13 protein-coding genes are annotated in these 17,627 nt (G+C 70.9%); 8 read left to right on the forward strand and 5 right to left on the reverse strand.

Going from position 1 to position 17,627, the window contains the following annotated elements:
* Positions 1–25: 25 nt before the first annotated feature.
* Positions 26–694, forward strand: coding sequence for a leucine-rich repeat domain-containing protein (locus ABD371_RS24345; protein WP_344480175.1), 669 nt, complete (start codon positions 26–28; stop codon positions 692–694).
* A 275-nt stretch (positions 695–969) separates the two neighbouring features.
* Positions 970–1,449: a hypothetical protein gene (locus ABD371_RS24350; protein ID WP_344480178.1), complete on the forward strand. Its 480-nt coding sequence runs from the start codon at positions 970–972 to the stop codon at positions 1,447–1,449.
* A 780-nt stretch (positions 1,450–2,229) separates the two neighbouring features.
* On the opposite strand, the gene ABD371_RS24355 is transcribed toward ABD371_RS24350, so the two are convergent.
* From ABD371_RS24355 to ABD371_RS24370, 4 genes are read right to left on the reverse strand one after another with little or no spacing between them, the layout of a single operon-like run.
* The gene (locus tag ABD371_RS24355; protein WP_344480180.1) at positions 2,230–4,146 is read right to left on the reverse strand and encodes a TniQ family protein; all 1,917 of its coding nucleotides are present in this window, start codon (positions 4,144–4,146) and stop codon (positions 2,230–2,232) included.
* Positions 4,147–4,150: 4 nt separating this feature from the next.
* Positions 4,151–5,440: a TniB family NTP-binding protein gene (locus ABD371_RS24360; protein ID WP_344480183.1), complete on the reverse strand. Its 1,290-nt coding sequence runs from the start codon at positions 5,438–5,440 to the stop codon at positions 4,151–4,153.
* On the reverse strand, positions 5,437–7,707 hold the full coding sequence (locus tag ABD371_RS24365) for a transposase (RefSeq protein WP_381734450.1): 2,271 nt from the start codon (positions 7,705–7,707) through the stop codon (positions 5,437–5,439). Before ABD371_RS24365 ends, ABD371_RS24360 begins: the two co-directional genes overlap by 4 nt.
* The gene (locus ABD371_RS24370; RefSeq protein ID WP_344480188.1) at positions 7,707–8,528 is read right to left on the reverse strand and encodes a hypothetical protein; all 822 of its coding nucleotides are present in this window, start codon (positions 8,526–8,528) and stop codon (positions 7,707–7,709) included. Before ABD371_RS24370 ends, ABD371_RS24365 begins: the two co-directional genes overlap by 1 nt.
* Before the next feature lie 424 nt (positions 8,529–8,952).
* On the opposite strand from ABD371_RS24370, the gene ABD371_RS24375 reads away from it, so the two are divergent.
* The 6 genes from ABD371_RS24375 to ABD371_RS24400 all read left to right on the forward strand — a co-directional run bounded on the left by ABD371_RS24375 (position 8,953) and on the right by ABD371_RS24400 (position 16,030).
* Positions 8,953–10,968 carry an ABC transporter ATP-binding protein gene (locus tag ABD371_RS24375; RefSeq protein WP_344480191.1) on the forward strand — a complete coding sequence of 672 codons (2,016 nt, stop codon included), beginning with the start codon at positions 8,953–8,955 and terminating at the stop codon, positions 10,966–10,968.
* A gap of 209 nt (positions 10,969–11,177) precedes the next feature.
* Positions 11,178–11,585 (forward strand): hypothetical protein, encoded by a 408-nt coding sequence (locus tag ABD371_RS24380; RefSeq protein ID WP_344480194.1) that lies wholly within the window; start codon positions 11,178–11,180, stop codon positions 11,583–11,585.
* A gap of 42 nt (positions 11,586–11,627) precedes the next feature.
* Positions 11,628–12,539, forward strand: coding sequence for an NUDIX hydrolase (locus ABD371_RS24385; protein ID WP_344480197.1), 912 nt, complete (start codon positions 11,628–11,630; stop codon positions 12,537–12,539).
* Between the two features lie 55 nt (positions 12,540–12,594).
* Complete coding sequence (locus ABD371_RS24390; RefSeq protein ID WP_344480200.1) at positions 12,595–14,325, forward strand: NUDIX domain-containing protein; 1,731 nt, start codon at positions 12,595–12,597, stop codon at positions 14,323–14,325.
* Positions 14,322–15,233 carry a hypothetical protein gene (locus ABD371_RS24395; protein ID WP_344480203.1) on the forward strand — a complete coding sequence of 304 codons (912 nt, stop codon included), beginning with the start codon at positions 14,322–14,324 and terminating at the stop codon, positions 15,231–15,233. The genes ABD371_RS24390 and ABD371_RS24395 overlap by 4 nt, the downstream gene beginning before the upstream one ends.
* On the forward strand, positions 15,230–16,030 hold the full coding sequence (locus ABD371_RS24400; RefSeq protein WP_344480206.1) for a PIG-L deacetylase family protein: 801 nt from the start codon (positions 15,230–15,232) through the stop codon (positions 16,028–16,030). Before ABD371_RS24395 ends, ABD371_RS24400 begins: the two co-directional genes overlap by 4 nt.
* A 135-nt stretch (positions 16,031–16,165) precedes the next feature.
* Here the strand turns inward: ABD371_RS24400 and ABD371_RS24405 are convergent, their stop codons facing one another.
* Positions 16,166–17,545 carry an NsdA family TPR-like regulatory protein gene (locus ABD371_RS24405; RefSeq protein WP_344480209.1) on the reverse strand — a complete coding sequence of 460 codons (1,380 nt, stop codon included), beginning with the start codon at positions 17,543–17,545 and terminating at the stop codon, positions 16,166–16,168.
* Between the last annotated feature and the right edge of the window lie 82 nt (positions 17,546–17,627).

Below are 17,627 nucleotides of genomic sequence, written 5' to 3' on the forward strand. Positions count from 1 at the left end.
ATCACAGTGAAGGAGTTCCGAGAGTATGCAGATCGACCCAGCGGTAGACCGGGCGATCCTCCGGGCTGTCGGCCACAGCCTCCCGGCGACGCGGCAAGAACGCGAATCCGTCACCAGCTTGAATATCAGAAACGCTGAAAAGATTTCCTGCATGGGGCTTTTCCCCTCCCTTCAGCGGCTCATCATCACCGGCTGCGACCCGGTGTCGGTGGAACAGTTCTCGATGCTCGAAGGGCTGCGTACGCTGACATTGGAGGACAGCGGATTCTCCGACCTCTCGGGAATCGAGTCCCTGCCGCTGCTCAGCGTCTCTTTTCCGAGGAATTGCGTGAAGGATCTCCGCTCCCTGCTGGGAATTCCGCATCTGCTGCAAGTGGACGTGACCGGGAATCCTTTGTCGGACCACTCGTTTCACCAGATCATTCCGGCTTTGAGGGAATCGGGGTGCCGTGTGACGGCATCGGAAGAGCTGGAATGGAAGCTCACTGTCCGGCTCCATTCGGCGGGAGTGCGGATCTCCTGCTACAGGGATCCACAGGGGCAGGGGTACAAGCTCTTCCGGCCCGGGCTCGGTCTGACGGACGCTCCCCAGTACGCACACCCGCTCGTCTCCGCCGGGGACATCCGCGCGCTTCTGACCGGGGATCCTTCGGCAGCACACCGCTACTTCGATGGGGAGCCACGGCTCGTCTAAGCCGGAGGCCGCGGTGCGGGCCGCACCCCTGCACGGCAGGCCCGCATCCGGCAACGGCCACAGCCCACGCTCCCGCCGCCCCGCCGGCATCCGGTGCCATCAAGTCGCAACGCCTCCGCCCGCTGCCGCCGGACGACACGAGCACCGGGGTTCCCGGGCGAGCCGGGCCCAACTCCTCAGCACCGCCAGACAGGCCACACGGCAACCCGCCGCCTGCCCTCCTTCCCAAGGGCAGATCCCGGCCCCGGACCATCACCCGTCTTGGAGGAAGACCTGTGACACCCACCCGAAGCGGTGCCGCCGCCCTCGACACGCTCTATCGCGCACTCGACCCCGAGACGCGGCATGTCTACCGAATCCTCGGTGTCCTGCCCTGCCCGTGGACCGATTCCGACCTCACCGCCGCTGCCTGCGGCCTGAGCGCGGGCACCGCGACGTGGACCCTGGAAGTCCTCGCCGAGCAGGGACTGATCGAAGAAGCCCTCCAGGAAGCCGGCGGCCGGGCGGCGCGGTACCGGGCCGGTGGCATCGCCCACGACCATGCCGGCCGGTTGTGCACCGGCGAGGACGTCGTCCCTCCCCTGCGTCGTCTGGCCCACTGGGCCCTGCTGACCGGCAGAGCCACCGGCCCGCGTCGGCAGACCGGGCCCGGCCCGGCCGGCCACGGGGCCGCGTGGTGGCTTCCCGCGGAGTTCCGGGACGACCCTGCGGCCTGGGCTGGGCCCGGGAAAGGCTGGTTCTCCTGCCGCCGCTGATGGAGGCGTGGGAGGACTGCGGGTGGGACCGCCTGATCTGCCGTGTCGCCGACGCCTGGCGGCCCTTCCTGACGGAGCGACAGCCCGACGGCCCGGGAACCGATGTGCACGGCATCGCGCTCGCCGCTGCCCGCCGGAGCGGCAGCACCCGGACCGTGTGCAGGATGCTGCTGGCCGGGGCAGCCGGTCTCGCCACGGCCGGCGCGTACGACGACGCGACCGTCTGGGCCGAAGAGGCCCTGCAGACCGCCCGCGTCGCAGGGCAGTCCCGCCGGAGGAGACAGCAGCCCTGCGACAGCTCACCCACATATCCCTCATGGACAGGCACCGCCGGTGTGTCGGCGGTACCTGAGACCGACGGCCGGCGGACCATGCCGCCGCCGGCTGGTGGCGCGGCTGCAACGCCGCAGGCGGGTACCGGCCGTCGATCGCGCATCAAGACGCTCCGGCTACCGAGCCCGTCCGCCGAGCCTGCTCTCAGCCGGGCCCACAGGGCGGCCCCGGCGGTACCCAATCCGCAGAACCAGCCGCTCCCCGCCGCCGGGACGCGCCGGGGCCGTTCTGACCGGCGCGCAAGGCTCAAGAGCCCCAGCGGTATCGCGGAACGGCGATTCGGCCACAGCAGCCGCGGACCCGTCCCGTGCCGGGCACGGGTCGATGGCTGCGACCGAGGAGCCTAGTTGGCGGGTGCGACTCCCGTCGGTGCAGGTAGCCAGCGTGCAGAGGGAACTTGTTGGCGGATCTTGGGGGCGATGGGTGGCGGGTCGGCGGCCGACTTGATCACGTTGCGTGACCGATGGAGGCGACCAGGTGTCTGGCGTGGTCTTCGAGGGCCCTGCAGAGGCTGGCGGAGGGGACGGGTTGTTCTTGCGATTCCCAGCGTCGGAGAAGGGGCAGGTGCGGCAGGTCCTGGGTCTGTGTTCGGTCGTGGGGCCGCATGGGTGGCTGGAAGACTGGTGCGAGGGCGAACTCACTTCCAGTGAGGCGGCTCCAGACGAAGGCGGATGCGCACTCTCGGGTGTGTGGTGTTGGCTTCGGGCCTCTGCCTTGGCGGTGGTGCAGGCAGAGCTCGTTCCACGTCCTGTCGTCGATGGACCAGCGGGAGAACTGCCTGCGGCGGGCCCGGTAGTCGATCTTCTCCTGGCCGAGGACGTGTTCTGCGAGCCGCTTCAATGTGGCTTCCAGGTCGCGGTCTTTGAGGTCTTGGTAGGGGGTCAGTGGCTTGATCCGCAGCCGGCCCTTTGTGGTCCATGACGTGGGGATGCCGAGGAACGCTGCCGCTTCCAGGAAGTTCATGTGGCTGATCGCTTGGACCAGGTGGACTGGGAGAACGCGCCGGAGTCGTCGGCGGCTGGTGAGGGCCTGTTCGCAGTCCTCCTGGGCGGCGGCCAGCAACCAGGAGCTGGGAAGGGACTGCGGGATGTGCTCAGGAGCGATCCCGAACTCCGTAAGGATGCTGGTGGGGGCGAAGACTTTCTGGGTGGTGTTCGCCTTGGAGGCCCGCAGGGTCGGTGCCCCCTGCCGGATCCATTCGGCGGAGAGCCGGTGCCGGTAGACCTGGTCGACCCGGCGCCGGAACGAGGGAGAAGCCTCGTGAGCGAGCATGGGCCAGGTCCTGCCCCAGCGGAGGTCCTCGCGGGTGGGGAGGCGCCGCAGCAGTTGGGGCAGAGCGCTGCGTGGTTCAGAGGAATCCTGGGCGAGCAGGTGGTAGGCCGCGAAGAGAAGACCGGCGGTCGCGATGCTGTCGCCCGGCGGTGTGCTCCACGTGCCCGCGGAGGAAGAGCTGGCCGTTTTGGCCTCCGCTCGGGGGCCGTGGCCATTCTGCTGCGGAGGTGCGAGATGTGCTTCCAGGATTGCCCGGGTTCCGGCGGGGGCGAGATCGGCTGCGACGGGCCAGCCCGCCTGGATCAAGGAGATGGCAACCTGAAGATCGGCGAACCGTTGGGAAGCAAGCTCTGCGGGCTCGTCACTGTCCAGGAGATCCAGCAGGGTGACCTGCAGGTCTGCCAGTTCCGTGGTGAGGGCCGCGGCGGACGGCTCGGCGCCGTCAAGCCGGTGGCCGCAGACTTCACGCTTGCCGGAACCGCGAGGAGAGTTGCGGCACTGGGCGGGGTGAAGCCTCAGCATGCCGGCGGCGGGCACCAAGGCCAGGGGGCTCCCTGATCTGCCGCTCAGCGCGGGCAGGCGGCAGCGCGGGCACTCGGTGCGGAGAAAGGTCCAGTGATCGAGGCAGGCGAAGACGACAGCCAGCCGCCACTGTCGTTTCCAGGGCCCGCCATAGCGGTTCTGAACTGGCGTGCCATCGCCTGCGAGACACGCCGGGCAATAGCGTGAGTGGTTCATCAGCAGCCAGGGCTGGGCCAGCTTGCGGGGGCGAGGAATGCTTCCCGGGCGGGCCAGCGCCTGTGCGAGGGCTGGGTATCGGTCGGCGTAGGAGCTGAGCGTCAGCGCGTCGGCTTCGGCGGGCGTCATGCGGACCGCTTCGGCGAAGGCGTCGAGGCGATCTGGCGGCATCATCAGCAGATTTGCCGCTGAGACCTTGGCGTGAGGGCCTTCAGGGGTGACCAGCCGGACTCGCCGCGCCAATTGCTGCGGGGCCAGGTCCAGTCGATGAGCCAGGCGGAGAATGAAGCCGGGCAGGCTTTCGTCGGGGAGGGGCTCAAGGCTCCGGGGTAACGGGGCTCGGTCCGCAGACATCGGTTCAGCCCGTCCTGTCTTCGGCAGTGCGTGGTCCGTGATCGTCGAACACGGTGTTGCGCGGCCGGCGTTTCGCGCCGGAGGTCCGGCGGGCGGAGGGCGGCCTGGCCGGGGGAATGGGTTCGTCCGGGGCGTCGGTCATGTCTTCCCGGCGCAGGACGATCTCGTCGAGCAGTTCCTCGTCGAGGACCTCTCTGCCGCTGTCCATCGCTTCCTGGGCGCCGTCCTCGATGAGCCGTCCGAGCAGTCCGACGACGCCGCCGGTGCGGCGTATCAGATACTCCGGCATGGTGCCATCGGTGAGCATGCCCCTCTTCGCGTTCAGCAGCCGCAGATGCTGCTCGATCCCGTCCAGGTGGTTGACGAAGGCTTGGATCTGCTTCGGCGTGGTGTAGCGGAAGCGTTCGAGTTCGATCAGCTCGAAGCGGTGCTCTGTCTGCGTGATCTCCAGGCCGTGGATGCGGGTGGACTCCAGCGGTGGCATCTCCCACTGTCTCGACTTCTTGTTCCACTTGGACTCACGCAGCAGCCCGATCCCGGGGATGTTGACGGCGGTCAGGATCAAGGTGACGTCCAGACTCATGAAGGCCCGGATCAGGTCGAGGACATCCTGGTCGTCGGCCCGGTGCATGCGCAGCCGGCTGACATCGTCCAGGATCATCGCCTTGACGCCGTGGTCGTGCAGGGAGTCGGCGACTTGCCGTACCAGTTCCGGGAGAGTGGCCGACTTGCGTATCTCGGCACGGAAGAAGCCCAGGATCGAGGCGCAAAGGCTCTTCGGTGTCGCCGTCACCGGAGTCGAGACGTAGACAACCGGCGCGTGGATGTCTCGGGTGCCCGGCAGAGTGCCGGGTATGAGATAGCTGTGCATCTGCAGCCAGTGGTCCTCGAAGACGGCTGCGGTTGAGCAGACGGATGCCGTCTTGCCGTAGTTGCCCCAGCCGCTGACCATGACGCCGGCGCGTGTCGGGTCGTCCTGTTTCATCGTGTTCCCGCGCAGCCGACGCCGGATCAGCCTGCCGACCTTGTCGTGCATGGGTGTGTCCTGCAGCGGGAGGTTCGCGTTCGTCAGGTGGCGGAAGAGGTCGTAGTCCGCGCGGCGGCTCTCCGGGGTCGACCTCCACTGCTGCGGCGAGATCGCCGGAGCGGGAAGGAGCAGGCCGCGGCGGGATCGGTAGCTCTGCCAGCCGACGTAGGTGTCGCGCGGCGGGTGCCCGCCCAGGATCAACTCAGCGATCCTGGCTCGTGAGGGCAGGCCCTCCAGCGGATCACCGTGCGAGGGGGTTCGGGTCATGCGTCGTCCTCCCGGACAGTCGTCTCGGCGTCCGCGTCGTCGCGCGGCGGAGGCAGGAACATAGGCCGCCGGTTCAGGGCCTCGTGCAGCGTCGGCGGAGCCAGGGGCCGGGTTCCGGCGAGTGCTTCTTCCCGTCGTCGGCGGCGGTCGGTGTCGACCGCCCGGTCGATCATGCGGGCGTGCTCGGCCCAGGCGGCAGGCATCCGGGCCGCAGACGGCTCGTCCGCGGGGTCGGGCGCGGTGGGGCGGTCGGCCGCCGCGGTCTGTGCGCGAGCGATCTCACGGGCCTGGGCGACGCGCCGCTTCTTCCCGGTCTTCTTCTCGGCCTGGCTGGGCCATTGGTCGACGGGGGTGACCGAGCCGAGGATCTCCAGCAGATGCTCCAGGAGCTCGCTCTCGGAGTGGATCCTGATCTTGTTCGCCTTCACGTGTCCCAGGAGAGCGTCGGCGGTCTTGTCGGAGAAGGCGGGAATCTCGCCCTCGGGCGGCAGCCCTCGCCAGCACAGGACGTGCCACGTGTCGTGGTCGGCGGGGTCCTGGAAGAACACCTGCCGGCGGTCCCTGCGGTCACTGCGGACCACCCACTGGCCCGCGTGCCTGCCACCGCGGGCGGAAGGCTGGCCGAAGCGCGGCTCGTCGAGGACCGGGTGGTGATACCAGAGTCCGAGGATCTTCACCCCGCGCCGCGGATGGATCTTCACGTGATGCTTGCGCAGGACCTTGTAGTAGAAACTCGGCTCGGGAAAGTCCAGGTCGAAGCCGCCCTGTTCCATCGCCGCGGCGAACAGGGTGTTGGGACTGTGGTCTTCACCCGGCGCCCAGCTCGGGGCATATTCTCCCAGTTTGCAGTTCTGCCATATCCGGACGATCCAGGTCGCGATGGCGTGTTCGGCCTGCGCGAGCGTCAGGCTCGCGTCGCGCTCGGGGTCGGCCCCGCGGTCCGCGACATCGCCGCCGGTGAAGCCCAGCAGGTGCTCGAAGAGCATGGTCTGGATCGTGAGGAACTGGCGCTCGACCGCGAATTTGTCGGTCTGCCGCAGGACGCGGGCCGGCAGGACCCGGCAGCCGATCTCCCGCTCGGCCTCCACCAGGTCGTGGTTCTTGTAGGGGCCGCCGTGGTCGGTGGTGACCGTCTCCGGGGCGAAGAACGGCAAAGCGGCGACCCGATGCCCGGTGAACTCGGCAATCACGTCGGCCGGGACCCCGGCGTAAGGCCATTCCATGTCCTCGCCCCAGCCCTCCCGCATCGGAAGCGGCAGCATCGCGACGTCGACCGAGGTGTCGGACTGCAGCGTCAGCCGGAAGGCCGGCAGCCCATGCGTGTAGAGATCGAGCGCGAGGGTCAGCGTCGCGGTGACCGCGTCACCGAACACAGTCTCGCGCAGCTTCACCGGCATCGGGGTCGAATCCAGCACCAGGACCTGGCCCGGGCGGTGAACCACCATCCGGCCCGAAACGCCGGCCTCCGCGGCGGCCTGAGCTGTCCGTCCGTAGCGTGGCCTGGCGCCTCCGGGCCCGAACCACTCCTTCCAGACGTCCGCGAACGTCCAACGGGAAGGAATCTTCTCGGCCGGAAACGCCGGAAACCGCTCGCGAATGTACTGGTGCATCAACCGGTGCCGGGCGGCCAGACTCAGGCGGGCGCGTTCCCCGCACTCGGCCTTGACCGCGAAAATGGCCTCACGAACCTCCTCGGTGACGCTGCGATGGCCACTGCGTCGCCGGGTCCACCGTCCGTCCGCGCAGGCCAGCAGGAGACTGTCACCCGCGAGTCCCGACAGACGCTCCAACGTCCGGAAACTGAGGTGCTGCAGACCGAGCCGCACCGCCTCCGGCCGGGGCATCGCCTTCATCTCCGCCGCCTTCGCGTGCCGCCGCTGGGTCAGCGTCGTGCGGTCCGGGTCGTAAGCCGGACGAGGCTCCCCGGGCAGGGCCCGAGCCGGATGCCCCTCCCGGAACCCCGTCTCGGCCTCCAGCACATGCGCCGCCCGCAGCCGGGCCCGCTCCACCTGATCCCCGGTCAGGTCGGCCAGTGTCCTCGGCTGCCGGGAGACCGGCGCCGACCGCCCCGGCCCTTCGGCCGCCGGAACAAGCCGCAGGTCGGCGTGGTTGATGAGCCAGCGGAACGAGCGGGTCTCCGTGCGGCCACCGCCATCCACGAGCACGAGCCGGCCGAGCTGGCCGTGGACCTCCTCAACCGTCCACTCGACGCCATTGAGCGAGACCCGCCTGCCCGGCGCGACCTGCAAAAACCCCCTCGCCGCCATCACACCCCCCAGATCAGCGAGCTGTCGCGCAAGGGACTGCCCAGATCAACGCCGAGCTCACGCTGCCAGAGCAGCCGCACGATGTTGGCCCGACCCACGGAAGGCATGCTGGTCGCGTCCGCCAGCGCGGAAAACGGCATCACACGCCCCTCCCGGCCACCTATGATCGCCAGCAGCTGGTCCCGCATGCCCAGCAGATCCCTCGCCGGCCGACGACGCGACGACAAGTGGTCAAGGACGCTCCAGACGTGCGGGCGCCAGCCCGCGGTCACCGAGTACTGCCAGCCGCAAGCCGCCGCCATCTCCCTGGCCGCCGCGAACTTCAGCGCGTCCTCGTCCTTGATCAGCTTCATCGGGCGTACGTCGATCAGCCACATCCCGCCACCGATCACGGCCAAGTAGTCCGAGATGTGCCAAGCCGATCCGCCCTTGTGTCCGAAGTCCAGCCGGAACGGCTGCGACAGCACCTCCGAGGCCCCCACGAAGTCCAGCGCGACCAGCAGCCGCATCTCCTCCAGCGACTCGAAGCCGTGCCCTCTGCCCGTGGACACCATCACCTCCAGGCCGGGACGATGCCGCTGCTTCGCCCGCCAGGTGAAGCCCCATACCGGCCGGGATGACAGCACCGGAACATGAGCCACGTCGCGGACAGGCCAGCAGACCTCCCCGGCACCCACCCGCCACGTCGAACTCCACCGACAAATCCAGCCATCCGCGAGATCGAGTTCATCCCGAAATACGGCATCCCCGCTGTACGCAACGACAAGATCGTCGAGGCGACTCGACTCCGACCGGATCCTTGCCCTGGCTATCTCGCTCACTCACCCACAGCATCACCACCCGCACGGCGACAGGGCCCGATCTTCGGAACTGACCACAACACAGCGTTACGGAAGCATGATCCGCCAACTACTGCGCTCTTCCGCCAAGTAAAAATCTCGGTCGCAATGGCACGCACGGGTTCCGGATTTCGCTCCTTCATGCGGATTCCGACCCGGCTCAAACACACCAGTTCGATCAGGAGAGCCCGCTCGTTGTCCCGGATACCGCAGCACCAGAGACCCGAGGTCCGCTGTCCGTCCACTGCCCCGGCCCGTACCCGCCGGGCGGCCGGCCGTCCCGCGCGTCCGCGCGGCGACAGAGAAGGAGAACACCGATGGTGTCCATGACCAGTACGAGAACTCCCCGGACAGAGGAATGCCGGTGCGCGGGACGAGTCCGCCCGCCGCTGACGGGGAGGCGCGGATGACCGGCATGCGCAGCGGCAGCGGACAGGCCGGCGGGGGGCGTGTCCCGCCGCCCCGGAAGGCGCCCTCCGGGCTGGAGCTCCCCCCGGCGCGCGTGCCGGCCGGGCCCGCCGACGGCGAGGACATCACCGACGGCCTGGAGACAGCCTATTGGGCGGTCCACGACGGGGCGTCGGCGAAGGCGAGCGTGCGGGAGATCCTCGGCCGGCTGCCGCAGATCGTCCGGCAGGTCGGCGCTCTGGCCTGGCGGGCCGACCGCCGCAGCACCGTGCTGGTGGTCGTCCTGCAGCTCGTGTCGGCGGCCATGGCCGCGTTCGGTCTGGTCGCCTCGGTCGGTGTTCTGCGCGAGCTGTTCGGGTCCGGGCCGACCCCCGACCGGATCCGCGCGGCCCTCCCCCAGCTGCTCCTCGTCGCCGGTCTGCTGTCGCTTCGGGCCTTACTGGAGGCTGGGGTCGCCGCTGCGGAGGCGAAGCTGACGCCGAAGATCCGGGTCGCTCTGGAGTCGGAGTTCTACACCCTGGCCGCGCAGGTGCGGCTGGAGGCCGTCGAGGACCCCGACTGGCACGACACCGTCCACCGCGCCTCCGACCGGGGTCTCTTCTACGCGCGGCAGATCGTCGGCAACGTCGTGGCGCTCGCCGCCGCAGCCTTGGACATTCTCGGCATCGCGAGTGTCCTCGCCGTGCTCCACCCGGTGCTGATCCTCATGCTGCCGCTGTCCGTCCTCCCGGTCGGTGCGGCCGCCGTACGGTCCGCGCGGGACCGCTTCCACTCCTACATGCGGTGGAACGCGATGCAGCGCCGGCTGAGGGTGTTCACGTGGCTGCTGCTCGATCAGGACTCCGCGGCCGAGCTGCGGTCGACCACCGCGCAGCCGGCGCTGCTGGCCGAGCACCGCCGCATCGCGGGACGGGTCGCGGCCGAGGACACGCGGCTCGGGCTGAGCGCGGCGAGGATCACTCTCGCCGGGCGGGCCGCCGGCGGTCTGGGTGCCGGACTCACGTACGCGGCGCTGTGCCTGATGCTGCTGGACGGCTGGATTCCGCTCGCCGTGGGAGCCGGGGCCGTGCTGGCCATCCAGACCGGCCGCGCGTCCTTGACGACGTTCGTCAATCTCGCTCATCTCGTGTTCGAGAACGCCCTGTGGGTGTCGGACCTTCTGGCGGTGCAGGCGCACTGCCGCACCCTCTTGCCCCGCGCGGGGGGCCGTCCGGCCCCGCGGGCGGTGGAGGAGATCCGGCTCGACGAGGTCACCTTCACCTATCCCGGTAAGGACGCCCCGGCGCTCGACGGCGTGACCCTGACCCTGAGGGCCGGCGAGACGGTGGCGTTCGTCGGGGTCAACGGCTCCGGCAAGTCGACCTGCGCGAAACTCCTCGCCGGCCTCTATGACCCCGCCGCGGGCACGGTCCGGTGGAACGGCGCCGACGCGCAGGAATTCGACGGCGTCTCGCTCCAGCAGCGGGTCGCCATGGTCCTCCAGCAACCCGCCCACTTCCCCTTCACCGCGCTCGCGAACATCACCGTCTCGCGCGGCACCATCACCGACGCCGACCCCGAGGCCGCCCACCGCGCGGCCACCGCCTCCGGCGCGGACCAGGTCATCGCCACCCTCCCCGACACCTGGACCACCCTGCTGTCCAAACGCTTCCGCGGCGGACAGCAACTGTCCGCCGGGCAGTGGGCGAAGATCGCCGTGGCCCGGGGAATCTACAAGGACGCGCCCGTCCTCCTCCTCGACGAGCCGACCGCCAGCATGGACCCCAAGGCGGAGCACGCCGTCTACCAGTCCGTCCTCCAAGGACCCCGGCGGCCCGGGCAGATCACCGTCCTCATCTCCCACCGCCTCGCCTCCGTCACCGACTGCGACCGCATCTACGTCTTCGACAGCGGAAAGATCACCGAATCCGGCACCCACCAGGAACTCATGGACAAGCGAGGCGAATACGCCGAAATGTTCACCCTCCAGGCCTCCGGATACCACGAAGCGCCGACCGGGACGGAGGAGACGTGACCCCGGGTCACCAGCGCCCGCCGAAGCCGGACGCCTTCCGGGAAGGAGCCGGCCGGTGACGCGCCGGGCAGCAGCCGCGCCGCCCCCGGGGCACGGCTTCACGACGGCGCTGAAGATGGGGACGACCGGTCTCGGCGTGAGCATGAGGGTGTCCGCGCTGGGGGGCGCTGGCCGCGCCCCGGCTCGTCGCCCGTTACAGGCCGGGGCGAGTGCTGCTGGCCGGGTTCGCCGTGTGTCCGCTCGCGCACCCGCCGCTGCTGATGGCCCGTCCGGGCCCGGGCTGGACCGCGGTCCTGGCCGCTGCCGGGGCGGTGCACCTGGACGGGGCGGCGTGCGCAGGGTGCACGCAGCGCTCCGTCCGGCAGACGATCTGCCCGCCCGCGCTCCAGGCCCTCGCGCAGCAGACGTGGACGTGGCTGATCACCGGTTCCCGGCCGTTCGCCGCGCTCGCCGCCGGAGCGCTGGCCGCTGTGACGAGCGTTCCGGCGGTGCTCGCCGCAGGGGTAGTGGTGTCTGCCGTGCCCGTCCTGGTGCTGTGGTGCTCGCCCGTACAGCGGCTGAATGCGATGACCGTGTCCGAGAGGTACCAGGTCGCGTCGGAAGAGGGCCGTCCGTGACCACACCCCGTCCACACTCCCGCGATCTGAAGGCGGTATTCGATGTCCGATGAATCCCTTGAACCTCTTGGCACCGCGGTGCTGCTGGTCAATCCGGCCGGTCAGTATCTGCTGCACCTGCGCGACGCCAACAAGCCATGGATCTGCGACCCTGGGACCTGGAGTGTTCCAGGGGGCAACCGCGAGCCCGGAGAATCGTCGCGCCAGGCCGTCGAGCGCGAACTCCTCGAAGAGACCGGCCTGACCGTCCCGGACCTGGCACCGTTCACCGTCGTCGACTCCCTCGCGCCCGACAGCCGGACCAAGGGCCGCATCCAGGTCTATCTCGGTGCCTGGGACGGCGACGCCGACGCGCTGCCCGTGACCGAGGGGATCATGTACCGCTGGTTCGACACGGCGACGATGAGGTATCTGACGATGTGCCCGTGGACCCAGCGGGCCATCGACCTCCACCAGGCGCAGCAGCCTGACCCGGTCCCGCGGAGCGTCGCCCGTGCTGCGGCCGCTCCGGTGAACCTGACCCGCCCGCACATTGTCGGCGTCCACCTCTATCTGGAGCGGGACGGGCGCGTGCTGCTGGGGCTGCGTCACCCGGATTCGCCGTTCGCCGGGTCGGTCCATCATTTTCTGGCCGGGCATTGCGAGCGGGAGCCGGCGACCGGCGCGATGGTGCGCGAGGCGTGGGAGGAGGCGGGCCTGCGGATCCGGCCCGGGGATCTCGAGCTCGTCCACGTCGTGCACTGCCCCGACCAGTTGGGCGGCCTGCCGCGTGTGCACTTCGTCTACCGGGCCCGTGTCTGGGAGGGGGAGGCGGTGGTCCGTGAACCGGACCGGTGTGTCAGCTGGGCCTGGTGGCCCCTGGACGCGCTGCCCGAGCCGATCGTGCCCTACACCCGGGCCGCGATCGAGGGAATCCGCGCCGGCCGTCTCTCGACCGAACTCGGCTGGCCCTGACCACCGTCCGGCCCCGGCCTTCCCTCACTCCCCATTCTCCCCAGGCGGTGCATCCATGACTCAGGCCCCTTCACCGGCGAACGCCTCCACTTTGATCCACAACCGCCGAGGGGAGTATCTGCTGCATCTTCGCGATCAGCGGCCCGGCATTTGGCAGCCGGGAGCGTGGTCCCTCCTGGGGGGCGGCCGTGAACCCGGTGACCGGGACCTGGAGGACACCGCCCGCAGGGAACTGAGGGAGGAAGCCGGCCTCGACCCCGGTCCTCTGGAGCCCTTCGCCGTCGAGTACGCCACGGCGATGGATGGCACCACGACCGTGCCGATTCAGATCTTCACCGGGCGCTGGGACGGCGACCCCGACACCCTGGATTTGACCGAGGGCGTCATGCTGCGCTGGTTCCGGCCGGAGACGATGCCCCGGCTGCGCATGAGCCCCACAACGCTGGACCTGGTCCGCCGCCACGCCGCCCACCCCGGCACACCGGCGCCCGAACACCCGGCGTCCGGTACTAGTCGGCCGGCCGCGCGGGAGCCGGAGTCCGCCGTCCGCGAGGTCTGGACCGTGTACGGGGCGCATCACCTCCGGCGCGGCACTCCGGTCGAGGACGTGACCCGACTGCGCTGGGGCTACGGGGAGATCGGTCCCGGTGCGGAGGTGCTCGGGGATGTGTCCGGGCTGAGGGTGCTCGACCTCGGCTCCGGGACCGGCCGGTACGCGGCCCATCTCGCGCGCCTCGGCGCACGGGTGGACGCCGTCGAAGCCTCCCCGACCCAGCATCAGCGCGCCGCCGCCCGCTACGGTACGGTCGCCGGTCTGCGGCTGATCCACGCCGACGCCGTCACCCACCTGAGCGGCGAGAGCAAGCCGTACGACCTGGTCTGCGCCGTCCACGCCCTGTCCTACATCGACCCGCACCGTCTGCTGCCCGCCCTCACCACGGCACTCCGCCCGGGCGGGCGGCTGGTGTTCTCCGTCCTCCACACGAACTCCGCCGGGAACCCACCGTCCGAGGAGGTCCGGGCCCGGCCTCAGATCCTCCCCCTGGCCGGGGGCGGCGAACTCACGACGCCCATGTGGGCCCTGACCCCAGCCCGGTGGCAGGCCCTGCTCGCCGAACACGGCCTCGTCACCGACGCCGCCGACGTCCTCACCTCACCGGACGAGGGCGACCTGCTGTCCTGCACCCTCATTCAGGCCCGCCGCCCGGCCCCGGTCACCTCCCGCCCGCGCACCGGCCGCCCGCCCGTGACGCACACGACCCTCGGCGTCGGCATCATCCTCAACAGCCCGGACGGTGTCCTCCTCGGCCGCCACCGGCACGGCACGTACGAGCTGCCCGGCGGCACGGTCGAGCCTGATGAGTCCCTGGAGAGGACGGTGGTGCGCGAGCTGGCCGAGGAGACCGGGCTCACCGCCTGCGAGGACGACGTCCACCTGCTCGGGCTGCTCCTGGACACCGCCGTCGGCGTCCCCCGGGCGACGGTGGCGGCCCTCGTCACCATCTGGTCCGGGGAGCCCGCCGACCAGCCCGGCGAGAAGGTCGGCGCCTGGCGCTGGCACCCTCTCGACGCCCTCCCGGACGGGCTGTTCACGCCTAGCGCGCAGTGCCTGACCCTGTGGCGTCCCGGCCTGCCCATCGACCATCCTCCGGCCCACCACTACCCCCTCAGCAGCCGGCCCCGGGCCAGCGTCCCCCCGCTCGGTGGTCCGGGGCCGGTCGCGGAGCAGGTGACCGCCGGGAACCGGCCCGGCCCAGGGCCGACCGCCCCCGGGGCACGGCCATGAGCACACCAGCGAACGCGAACGCTGCCGCCGCGGTGGCGGTGTTCACCGCGCCGGAGGAACACGCCGACGAGGTACGGATGCGGCGCGCCCACGCCCTGGCCGCGCGAACCCTCGGCACGGTCGCCCGGGGAACGGAGGTGTGGGGGTGGAAGGGCCGCACCTTGTCCCGCCAGGCCGACGACCGCTGGCTTCGCGTGGTGAGCGCCCCTGAGGACAAACAGGGCGGGCGGCTGTGGGAGGGCACCGCCCTCGCGGACACCCTGGTGCCACGCACGGTACTCCGGCCCCGCGTCCACGACGTGCTCGACTGGACCGCCGACGGCCATGCCTACCGGGCCGAGCTCACCGAGTACATCCCCGCCCCGACCGTGACCTCCGGTACTCCGGTCCTCGACCGGGACCTTGTGCTGCCGGACGCCTGGTGGACGGAGCTGAAGGCCGCCCTCGGCATCCTCGCGCGCGTGCCGACGGAGCGGGAGGCGGTGCGGCAGAGCTGGATCGACCGCAACTTCGAGCGCTTCCTCGGCATCCCGCCCATCAGGGTCACCGCCTGGACCACCGGACACGCCGACGTGCACTGGGCGAACCTCACCAGCCCGGTCCTCACGATCTTGGACTGGGAGGGCTGGGGGCGACTTCCCGTGGGCTATGACCTGGGCATCCTTCACGCATACTCGCTACCCGCCCCGGCGGTCGCCACCCGGATCCGGGCCGAGTTCGCCGCCGTCCTCAACACCCCGGACGGCCGCATCGGGGAACTGGTCGCGCTCGGGCAGCTGTTACAGGCATGTGCGCGGGGCATCCACCCTGGGCTCGCGCCGCTGATCGCGGACCGGGCCGAGGACCTCACCGGCGTCCCCGTCCCTGCGCGTCCGGACCCTTCTCCGAGACAGGACCCCGTGCCGTGACCACACCCCATTCCCCGTCTCCCCTCTCTGTGCTGGGTGTGTTCGCCCACCCCGACGACGAATCGCTGCTCGCTGGCGGCGTCCTCGCCCGGCACGCCGACCGCGGGGCGCGCAGCGCCGTCGTCACCGCCACCTGGGCCGAGGACAGCCCCCGCGCCGCCGAACTCGCCGACGCGCTCGCTGTTCTCGGGGCCGGACCGCCGCGGATGCTCGGCTACGGCGATGCCCGCAATCCGGCCGCCGCGCCCGGACGTACCCGGCTGGTCGACGTGCCGCTGGACGATGCGGTCGGCCGGCTCGTGGCCGAGATCAGGCGATTTCGGCCGGACATCGTCATCGGACACGACGCACTGGGGCAGATGACCGGGCACCCGGACCACCGGCGCACCCACCAGGTCACCGTCCTCGCGGTCGAAGCCGCCGCTCTCGGTGCCCTCCATCCGGAGGCCGGGGAGCCGTGGACGGTGGGCGCGCTGTATGCGGCGACGCACCCGGACTCCGGTATCGGTGACCTCGGACCGCTGCTGGCCGGGGTGGGGAAGAGCCTGCTGACGGTCCCGGACGCGTACATCACCACGGCGGTCGACGTGACGCCCGAGGTGGGACGGAAATGGGCGGCGATCTGCTCGCACCGCAGTCAGCTGGACCGGCCGAGGCCGCTGCCCGCCCTTCTGTCCCGCCTCGGCGAGGAAACCCGGACGCGGATTCTCGGTACCGAGTTCTACACCCGTATCGGCCTGGCCCCTGCGGAGACGGGGCCGGTCACCTCACGGTCTGACCCGTACCTGTTCTTCTGAGTTCCCGGGGCGGGTCCGCCCCGGGGATTGGCTCACCCGCGAGGAGGCCCCGGTTGTGAGAGACACCGTCTGCGGGGAGGCCGGTTCACGGTGGCGTGTCACGCCCGGATGAGCGTGGTGCCGTACGGGGTGGGGTCAGGTTCGTGCGAGGGCGCCGCCGGCCCGGTGGAGGAAGTCGGCGACCTGTGGTTCGCGGGTCCAGGGGCGCAGGGCTCCGGTGACGTCGCGAAGGTAGTCGCGGGCGCGGGCGGAGCGGACGCCGGACAGGATCGTCAGGGCTCTGTCCGCGCTGGCGAGGCCGTGGTCGAGGTCGCGGAGCTGGAGGTGTGCGGTGGCCTCGACGGCGGTGCGCAGTCCGACGGAGCGGGTGCGGGTGCGGGCGGGCATCGGTGCCGCCCGGCGGCTCCAGCGCAGTGCGGCGCGGGGTTGGCCCAGGTCGCGGAAGATCTCGCTGGCGTCCGAGGCGATCCGGTTGGCGTCGAGATAGGCGAGCCAGGAGGGGTCGCGGGTGTGGGGGTGGATCGTGTCGAGGAGGTTCTCGGCCGTGGCGATGGCGGCGGAGGCCGCGCGGGCGTCCCCGGCGCGGCCGTGCGCGTGCGCGGATGCCATCTTGGCGAAGGCGAGAACTCTGGGGGCGCCGCCGTGACGGGCGCGTTCGCAGGCGGCGTCGGCCATGTCGGCGGCCTCGGTGAGGTGTCCCCGGAGGAAGCTCTGCAGTGCCATCGTGGACAGGACGTACGATCCGGCGTCGACGTCGCCGCCGGCCCGCGCGAGGCGCAGGGCCTGGATGAGGTGGCGCTGTCCGGTCGCGTGCTCGCCCCTGTCCACCGCGCTCCAGCCGGCGATGCGGGCCAGCTCGGCGGTGGCGGCGAACAGGTCGCGGCCCGTCTCGGCGGTGTAGGTGCCGTGGAGCAGCGGCATCGCGTGTTTCAGGCAGTCGAGGACGGCGGTGGACGGGTTCCCGCCGCCGCCGTAGCGGGCGTCGGCCTGGCGGGCCCGGTCGGCGGCTGTCCACAGCTGTTCGACGTCCGCGCGGCCGACGCGGCGGCCCCCGCCGTGCCGCCCGGGGGCGGGGTCGGCGGGGTTGGCGAGCCAGCGGACGGTGGGGCTGGTGTAGGCGCTGATGGCGAAGGGTGTGGCGAGGAGAGTGCGGCGTTCCACGGAGCTCCAGTAGCGGGCGGCGTAGGCGAGGGCGTCGTCGGGGTCCCGGGGGAATTCAAGCCCCAGTGCGGCGCCGTCGGGGTCCGGCGCGCCCATGCCGATCTCTTCCGGGGTCACCGGTCGGCCGAGGTGCTCGGCGAGCACGGCCGCTATGAGCAGGGGCGCGGGCGGGCGCGGGTGCTTGCCCCGGATCCAGTGCGTGACGTGGGTGTGGGTGTACGACCTGGGGGTTCCGGCCTGGGCGCTGAGGGTGTTGACGCGCTGGGCCAGGGCTTTGCGGCTGATCGCTGCGGTGTTGAGGAGCTGTTCCAGAAGCCGGTTGGGGGCTCTGTCCGTACGGGGTGGTCCGGTCACTGGTACCCCGTCCTGCGGGCGGCGGCGCTGCTGTGTGCTCGGCCCGCCCTCCCTGAGGGCTGGGCAACGGGTGTCCGGTGGT

Source organism: Streptomyces amakusaensis (assembly GCF_039532665.1).
GTDB lineage: Bacteria > Actinomycetota > Actinomycetes > Streptomycetales > Streptomycetaceae > Streptomyces > Streptomyces amakusaensis.